Here is a 7875-nt window from a genome sequence, read left to right as displayed (position 1 = left end):
TGCGAACGTCTTGAATGAGTCATTCAGGTCTTCGGAGGTCCTGAATGACTCATTCAAGACCTTTGGTCCGGGCTACCGAGCCGGGCCCGGGCTCGGCGGACGGCCCTCACTCCAGCGGCCCGAACGTCGACGAACTTGCCGCGCGCGGCACTAGCCGAACCACCGGGCCAGGTCCGCGGGGTCGGCGGCGTAGCCGTCCGGCCGGATCAGCAGGAGCCGGCCGCGGTATCCGGCGTCCTCGGTGGCCGCGTGGACGACGCGGACCTGCCCGCGGAAGCCGGGTGGCGTGGCGTGGTCGCCGAGGTCGAGGAGCAGCCCGCGGCCGTCGTGCAGCAACGTCGAAAGCCGCACCGGGCCGTCGGCCGTCGTCAGGTCGAGGTCGGGGACGCGGTGCGAGCCGGGGTAGTCGAGCGCGAGCCCGGACAGCAGCCCGCTGAAGTAGCGGTTGCCGTCCGGCGTCCGCATGAGGTCGACGACGATCTCGCGCAGCGCCTCGACGTTCTCGTCGCGGTCCGGCGTCGTGAACACGCGCTGCGCCGCGGTGTGCCGCAGTACGCGCCCGGCGGCCGGGTGACGTTCGTCGTGGTAGGAGTCGAGCAGGCCGTCCGGTGCGGTGCCGCGGACCGTCGCGGCCAGCTTCCAGCCGAGGTTGACCGCGTCCTGGACGCCGAGGTTGAGCCCCTGCCCGCCGAGCGGCGGGTGGATGTGCGCGGCGTCGCCGGCGAAGAGGACGCGGCCGTGCCGGTAGCGCTCCAGCTGCCGCGTCGCGTCGTTGAAGCGCGAAGCGCCGTACACCTCGCCTAAGCGCGTCTCGGCGCCGTAAAGGGCTGTCAGCGCTTCGGTGACTTCGGTGTCCGACACCGGCGCGTCGCGGCCCGGCTGGGCCGTCGTGGAGCCGAACACGAAGCGGTGGGCGCCGTCGCCGAGCGGGGTGAGCATCGACCAGTAGCCGTTCGCCTGCCGCGTCACCTGGCTGAAGTGCGCGGCGCGGGCCGGGACGAGTTCGGACGCGGCGGCGAGCCGGACGTGCGCGAGCGTCGCGACGTAGGTCTCGGTGCGGCCGGGGAAAGGCACCCCGAGCAACCGCCGGACCGTGCTGTGCGCGCCGTCGCAGGCCACGAGCCAGCGGGCCCGGAGCCCGTCGACCGTGACGCCGTCGTCGTCCGCCTCGACGGTGGTCACGTCGTGGCCGCGCTCGATGACGGCGCCGTGCTTCACGGCGTGCTCGGCCAGCATCGCCTCGACGTCGTCCTGCGTGCGGTTGAGGACCCGGGGGTGGCGGGTGTGCCAGACGCTGTGGTCGAGCGGGACGGGCAGGCCGGCGAAGTGCCCGCCGGGGCCGTCGATCTCCGTGCTGGTGTCGAGACCGCGCAGGTCGAACAGCTCGGCGGTGCGGGGCTGGAGGCCGACCGGACGCGGGAGGCTTGGGCTTTCGCGGCGTTCGAGGACGGTCACGGACACGCCGGCCAGGGCGAGTTCGGCGGCGGTCATCAGGCCGGTCGGGCCGGCTCCGGCGATCAGGACGTCGGTCATCAGGCACTCCTCGGGTAGACTGAGTGCAAAAGTAGACCAAGTGCAAGTTCGGCAGAAGCGAATATCCGGCTAGTAGCTGTTCTGGTCCGGGAGCAGGGCTTGGACGTCGAGGCGGTCCGCGAGCTGTCCCGAGTTGTGCATCAGGTCCGCGACGCGCTGCAGCCGGATCCCGTTGAGCGACGCCGGGTACGACCCGAGCGAGATCAGCGCCGCCGTCGTCGTGTCGATGTCCGAGAACTTCGGCAGCGAGTCGCGGATGATGGCCGGGTCGGTCGCGCTCTGCTGGGCCGCGCCCAGTGCCGTGCGGAACGCCGCCAGCGTGCGGGGGTTGGCCTGGGCGAACGGCTTGGCCGACGCGTACGCCGACAGCGGGAAGTCGAGCGTCGCGCCGCGGGCGCCGTCGGCGAGGATGTGGGCGCCGAGGTCCTTCTCGGCGCGGGTGATGTACGGCTCGATCATCAGGGCCGCGTCGACGTCGCCGGCCTGCAGCGACTGCGGCATCCCGTCGAACGCCACCTGCTTGAACTTGATCTTCGCCACATCGACGCCCGCCGTGCCGAGCACCGAGCGGGCGGCCAGCGCGCCGACGTCGTCGAGCATGTTCACCGCGATTTCGGGCGCCTTCTTCGACGTCGGCACGACGTAGTCGGAGCCGGGCAGGGTGACCAGTGCCATCGTGTTGGGGCCGGACGTGTAGGCCTCGCCTTGCAGCTGCAGGGCCGTCCCGCCGGCCGCGGCGCGGAACAGCGCGATGTCGGACCCGAACGTGACGTCGAGGTCACCGGCGGTCAGCTTGGCCAGCCCGTCTTCGCCGCCGAGCTCGACGAGCTGCACGTTCAGCCCCGCGGCACCGAACTTCCCGGCCGCGACGGCGATCCTCAGCGGGGCCGTGTCGATGGCGTTGCCCACACCGACGCGCAGGGTGGTCCGTTCCAATGGCGGTGGCGTGGCGGGCGCGCCGGAAGAGAACACGCTGCACCCGGCGGTCGCCAGAAGCGCCGCCACCAGCGGAATCAACCGTCCGCGTCTGATCATGAGCCTTCACCTACCGCGAGAATCTCGTTCTCGTGCTGGATCGTATGGTCCGCGCCCCATACGATCGCGGGCAGGGCCGTATCGCGCCAGCACGGCTTTCGGATCTTCATGGAGCGGGCTACCGTTCAGTAGGTTCGAGGTGTCGTCGGATCCGCGGGTTCCCTCCCGCGGCGGAAAAGGAAACCAGGTGACCCGTCGCGACAAGCGTCCCCGCAAGGGCGACGCGGCGGATCCACGTCCGGCCGGGGGCCGGTGGCGGCTCCGGAACTGGCGTCTCGGCACGAAGCTCTTCGCCGTCCTCCTCATCCCCGCGCTCGCGGTGATCGCCCTCGTCGGCCTGCGGATCAGCTCCGACCTGGGGGACGCCCGGCAGCTCGCGGAGTTCGCCACCCGCGGCCGCGTCGACAGCACGGTCGCCGAAGCCCTGCACGAGCTGCAGCGCGAGCGCGACCTCACCGTCCGGTTCGTCGCCCAGGACCGCCAGGGCGACACCGCCGACCTCACCGGTCAGCGCAAACGCGTCGACCAGGCGATCGGCACGTTCGAACGGACTCTCGCCGACAGTAAACCCCGGCTGGACGCCAAGGCGGCGGAAAGCCTGCAACAGACCGACGACCGGCTGCGCGTCCTCGGTGGTCTCCGCTTCTCCGCGGAGCATTCGGCGTTCCCCGCCGACGCCGTGCTGCGCTCCTACAGCGAGCTGATCTCGGGCCTGCTCGACATCAGCGACTCGGCCGCCGCCGACGTCTCGGACCCGGAGCTCGCGCGGTTGCGCCTGGCCGGCAACGCGCTGGCCCGGATCAAGGACCAGATGTCGGTCAAGCGCGCGGTGCTGGCCGAGGCGCTCGCGGCGGGCAACCTGAACCGCGACCGCACGCGCGCGCTGCTCGGCGCCGAAGCCGAGCTCGCCGCCGCGCGCAACGACTACCGCACCTTCGCGACGCCCGAGCAGCAGCGGATGTTCGACGACACGGTGATCGGCCTGGTCGTCGACATCGGCAACGACATGGTCGAGTCGGCGCTCACCCGCACCGAAAACGGCCAGAACCTCAACGGCCTCGACGCGAACCAGTGGGACGTCTCGGCGACGCACACGGTGAACCTCGCCCACCAGGTGCAGCAGGCGCTGCTGGTCCAGTTGCAGGAACGCACCGACTCCCTGGCGGCGCAGGCGCGCGCGGCGGCGATCTGGGACGGCGGCGTCGTGCTCGGCGTCCTGCTCGTCGCGGGCGTGCTGTCGGTCGTCATCGCGCGGTCCCTGTTGCGCCCCTTGCGGATCCTGCGCCGGACCGCCCTCGAGGTCGCCGAGCACCGGCTGCCCGCGGCCGTGCAGAACCTGCTCACCGACCCCGAGCCCGCGCCGGAGAACCTGCGGAAACGGCTCGCCGTCGCGCCGGTCCCGGTGTTCACGCGCGAAGAGCTCGGCCAGGTGGCGCGCGCCTTCGACGCGGTCCACGGCGAAGCCGTCCGGCTGGCCGGCGAGCAGGCGATGCTGCGCGAGAACGTCAACGCGATGTTCGTCAACCTCTCGCAGCGCAGCCAGGACCTCGTCGAGCGGCAGCTGTCGGTGCTCGACCGGATGGAGGCCGACGAGCAGGACCCGGACACCCTCGCCGGGCTGTTCGAGCTCGACCACCTCGCGACGCGGATGCGGCGCAACAGCGAGAACCTGCTGGTGCTGTCGGGCCAGGACTCGTCGCGCGAGGACGCCGGCGCCGTCGCGGCCGACGAGATCATCGGCGCCGCGCTCTCGGAGGTCGAGCACTACCAGCGCATCGAGCTCGGCCCGGCGCCGCAGGTCGCCGTGCGCGGAGAGGCCGTCAACGACCTCGTGCACGTCGTCTCGGAGCTGCTGGAGAACGCGACGCGCTACTCCCGCAACACGACGGTCACCGTCGCGAGCGCCGAAACCCACGACGGCGACTGGCAGATCGAGATCATCGACCACGGCGCCGGCATGCCGCAGGCCGAGATCGACCGGACCAACGCGCGGCTCGCGCACCCGCCGGACGTCGACGTCGAGGTGTCCCGCCGGATGGGCCTGTTCGTGGTCGCGACGCTGGCCACGCGCCACCGCATCGACGTCAGCCTGAGCTCGGGCCAGGACGGCGGGCTGATCGCGACCGTGCTGGTGCCGGCCGGCCTGATCGTCGAGCTGCCGCCGATGCCGGGACCGCCGCCGCCCGCCGAGCCGGCCGCGGCCCCCGAGCCGGAGCTGCTGGCGCCGCTGGCCCCGCTCACGCAGGCGGAACCCGAGCCCGAGCCGGAACCCGAACCGGAGGAGCTGACGCCGCCGTCGATCGAGGCCGGCCCGCTGCGCCGGGCTCCGGTGGTGGCCCGCGACCACGGCCCGGAGTGGCCTACCGCGGACGACGACTCGCACCTGGACCTCGACGCCCCGACCGAGCGGATGCCGGCCTACCGCGACGTCCTGTCGCGCTGGTTCGACGCGTCCGCGGCGCCCGGGGCGGCGGCGCCCGGGGCGGTGGCGGCGCCCGAGGTGCCGCGACCGCCTGCCGCCCCGCGTCCGGTGGCGCCGGAGTCCCAGCCCGTCCGGCCCGAGCCGCGGCACGCACTGGCCGCGGCCCCGCCTCCGCCGCCACCCCCGCCGCCGCCGGCGCCGAACCCGGACGACGAGGACACCGAGCCGCGGCTGTCGCCCGTCGCGCCGCCGGCCGCCATCGAGCCCGCCTACGAGTGGCCGACGCCGGCCGAGCTGGAGCAGGAGGACGGCGCCGAGGACACCTGGCCGTTCCTGAAGGCCGCCGATGCGGCGGCGAGCCCCGGAGCGGTGCCGGAGCAGCGGCCGATACTCTCTCTTTCCCCGGAAGCGGTACGCGAGCGGATGACGAGCCTTCAAGGCGGCTTCCGGCGAGGGCGGCACGCGAGGGGAGACGACACCCGGAACCAGTGAAACGGATGAGGCATGAGCTCGAAGACGCCCCTGCTGGAAGTGATCGCGCTGGACGCGGCGGACGCCGAAGGCGCGCAGGCGGGCGGGGCCGACCGCCTCGAACTGGTGACGGACATGGCGCAGGACGGCCTGACGCCGTCGATCGCGACACTGCGCGACGTGCTTTCGGCGACCGACCTCCCGGTGCGGGTCATGCTGCGGGACAACGGTTCCTTCGCCATCGGCGACCTCGAGGGGCTGCGCGCCGACACCGCCCGGCTGATCGACGCGGGCGCGCGCGAGTTCGTCTTCGGGTTCCTCACCGTCGACAGCGAGATCGACCTGGACGCCTGCGAAGCGCTGATCAAGGAGGTCGGTGGTCTGCCGTGGACGTTCCACCGCGCCATCGACCGCACGCGGGATCCGTTGCGCGCGTACGACCAGTTGGCCGAACTCGGTTGTGACACCGTGCTCGCGGCCGGGCACCCGAACGGCGTAGCCAGTGGGCTTTCCGTGCTGCAGCGGCTCGCGCAGCGCGACAGCGGGCCGGAGCTGCTCGTGGGTGGCGGCCTGCGTGCGCAGCAGGTGCACCTCTTGCGCGCGGGCGGGGTGCGCGGGTTCCATGTCGGGAGTGCGGTCCGGCCCGGCGGCTGGCAGTCCTCTGTGGACGCCGAAACGGTGCGCACCTGGGTGAACCTCGTGAAATCCTGATCGACTTCCGGATTTCTCGGGACATCGGCGGGATAAAACGATTTCCGCCGATGTTTTCCCCATGCGGAGTAATGATGTCCGACGCAACGAAATTGCATTCGTCGCGTGCAGCGGACGAGCAGGCGCTGCGCGTGCGCCTGCACGAGCATTTCGAGCTTTGACCTGGTTGGCGGCTGATTTCAGGGCAATCGACTGGCTACGGTGGGTCCCGCATTTCGCGATCCGGACGTTCCTCAAGAATCGATCTGCAGTGCGGGAGGCGGCGCCGTGTGCGCGCGTATTCAGTTCGAGAACTCGGTGCGTGGACAGCAGGAAACGAGGAGTTCGACCATGCGGTGGATTTCCGTCACCTTGGAGCGGCTGATTCCCCGCGAGTATCGCCCGAATGTGCCCGGAACGAGCCGGAAGGCCGAATCGTGACCGGCGCGGTACCGCGTCAACGCGGAACCGGAGCCTCCGAAGACGAGTTCGCGAAGCTGGGGCTCGGTGGTTCGCTCGCCCTCACCGGCCTGCTGGCCGCCGTCAAGATCGCGGAAACCGCCACGGGTGTGGTGCTGACCGCCGCCGGGGTACTGCCCGGCGCCAGTCCCTCGAAGGAGCGGGCTCCGGCCTGGCCCGGCGGGGAATGAACGGGAGCTGCCCGGCAGCTCTCTAGGGACGGAGGGCTGCCATGGACGGCAGTGGAGGGCGGGACGACCAGCGTGGCGCACGCGTGGGTCTCGCCGACGTGCGGCGGCTCGAGGACGTCGTCGCCGAGCTCAGGGGTTTGGACTACCGCTACGGCGGGGGCGCCTGCCGGGTGGCCGTCGAGTCGCGGCTGCCCGCGGCCGTCGCGCTGCTGGAAGGCGTGACCAAGACCGTCGTCCTGGCGAGGCTCTGCACCGCCGTGGCCGACCTGTACAACCTCGCCGGCTGGACGAACTTCGACCAGGACCGCCCGGCCGCCGCGCTGGTCGCGTTCGCGCGGGCGCTGGAGCTGGCCGTCGAAGCCGGGAACGACGACCTCCAGGCCAACATCCGCTACCGCATCGGGCGGCTGCACCTGCACTACGGCGCCGTCGACGCGGCGCTGGAGGAGTTCACGCGGGGCCGGGAGGCGGCGCTGCTGGCGCACTCCAAGCTCGCGCAGGCGATCCTGTCGGCCAACCAGGCGTGGGCGCACGCCAAGAAGGCCGACGTCAGCGAGGCGCTGACCTACCTGCGCCGCGCCCGCGAGGACTTCGCGGAAGCCGAAGGGCGCGAGCCTTCGCCGTGGGACTCGTTCTTCGGGGCCACCGACATGGCGGCGATGGTCGGCACGGTGCACGGCGAGCTGGCCCAGGTGGTCGACATCCGGCACGGCCGCGACGGCATCCCCGCGCTCACCGACGCGATCGCCGGATACGGCCGGGGTATGACGCGCAGCCGCTCGCTGACCTTGATCTGGCTCGCCACCGTGCACGCGCTGGACGGCGACCTCGATGTCGCCACCGCCGTCGGCGAGGAGGCGATCGAGCTGGCGGCCGCCCTGCGGTCCCCGCGGACGCGGCAGCGGCTGCACTCGCTGGCGGCGGCGGCCCGCCGGTTTTCCGGCAATGCGGACGCAAGGGAGATCGTCGACCGCGTCGACGATCTCGGGCATTCCGGATGATAATCGAATGGCCATGAGCAGGTAAACCACTCGGAAACTGAAAATGGGAACCGCGAAAGGGCAGACAAAAGTA

Annotated in this window: 6 protein-coding genes; 4 read left to right on the top strand and 2 right to left on the bottom strand. The window is 71.8% G+C overall.

Translation table 11 applies throughout. The annotated features are described in order from the left end of the window. Positions 1-150 precede the first annotated feature (150 nt). Positions 151-1533 carry an FAD-dependent oxidoreductase gene (locus AB0M59_RS35265; RefSeq protein ID WP_364624088.1) on the bottom strand — a complete coding sequence of 461 codons (1383 nt, stop codon included), beginning with the start codon at positions 1531-1533 and terminating at the stop codon, positions 151-153. A gap of 69 nt (positions 1534-1602) precedes the next feature. Beyond that, on the bottom strand, positions 1603-2568 hold the full coding sequence (locus AB0M59_RS35260) for an ABC transporter substrate-binding protein (protein WP_364624086.1): 966 nt from the start codon (positions 2566-2568) through the stop codon (positions 1603-1605). Between the two features lie 187 nt (positions 2569-2755). Between AB0M59_RS35260 and AB0M59_RS35255 the strand changes: the two genes are divergently transcribed. The 4 genes from AB0M59_RS35255 to AB0M59_RS35240 all read left to right on the top strand — a co-directional run bounded on the left by AB0M59_RS35255 (position 2756) and on the right by AB0M59_RS35240 (position 7802). Continuing rightward, complete coding sequence (locus AB0M59_RS35255; protein WP_364624084.1) at positions 2756-5482, top strand: nitrate- and nitrite sensing domain-containing protein; 2727 nt, start codon at positions 2756-2758, stop codon at positions 5480-5482. Positions 5483-5494: 12 nt separating this feature from the next. Continuing rightward, positions 5495-6172, top strand: coding sequence for a copper homeostasis protein CutC (locus tag AB0M59_RS35250; RefSeq protein WP_364624083.1), 678 nt, complete (start codon positions 5495-5497; stop codon positions 6170-6172). A gap of 416 nt (positions 6173-6588) precedes the next feature. Continuing rightward, positions 6589-6801, top strand: coding sequence for a hypothetical protein (locus AB0M59_RS35245; RefSeq protein WP_364624081.1), 213 nt, complete (start codon positions 6589-6591; stop codon positions 6799-6801). Positions 6802-6842: 41 nt separating this feature from the next. Beyond that, on the top strand, positions 6843-7802 hold the full coding sequence (locus AB0M59_RS35240; RefSeq protein WP_364624079.1) for a hypothetical protein: 960 nt from the start codon (positions 6843-6845) through the stop codon (positions 7800-7802). Positions 7803-7875 lie beyond the last annotated feature (73 nt).

This window comes from Amycolatopsis sp. NPDC051371 (assembly GCF_040682155.1).
GTDB lineage: Bacteria > Actinomycetota > Actinomycetes > Mycobacteriales > Pseudonocardiaceae > Amycolatopsis.
Note: the sequence above shows the minus strand (reverse complement) of the source record. Positions and strands in the feature narration are given on the sequence as shown.

Excerpts from the sequence above, each read along its gene's own strand:
- AB0M59_RS35265 (WP_364624088.1), bottom strand. The coding sequence starts at position 1,533 with ATGACCGACGTCCTGATCGCCGGAGCCGGCCCGACCGGCCTGATGACC.
- AB0M59_RS35260 (WP_364624086.1), bottom strand. The coding sequence starts at position 2,568 with ATGATCAGACGCGGACGGTTGATTCCGCTGGTGGCGGCGCTTCTGGCG.
- AB0M59_RS35250 (WP_364624083.1), top strand. The coding sequence starts at position 5,495 with ATGAGCTCGAAGACGCCCCTGCTGGAAGTGATCGCGCTGGACGCGGCG.
- AB0M59_RS35240 (WP_364624079.1), top strand. The coding sequence starts at position 6,843 with ATGGACGGCAGTGGAGGGCGGGACGACCAGCGTGGCGCACGCGTGGGT.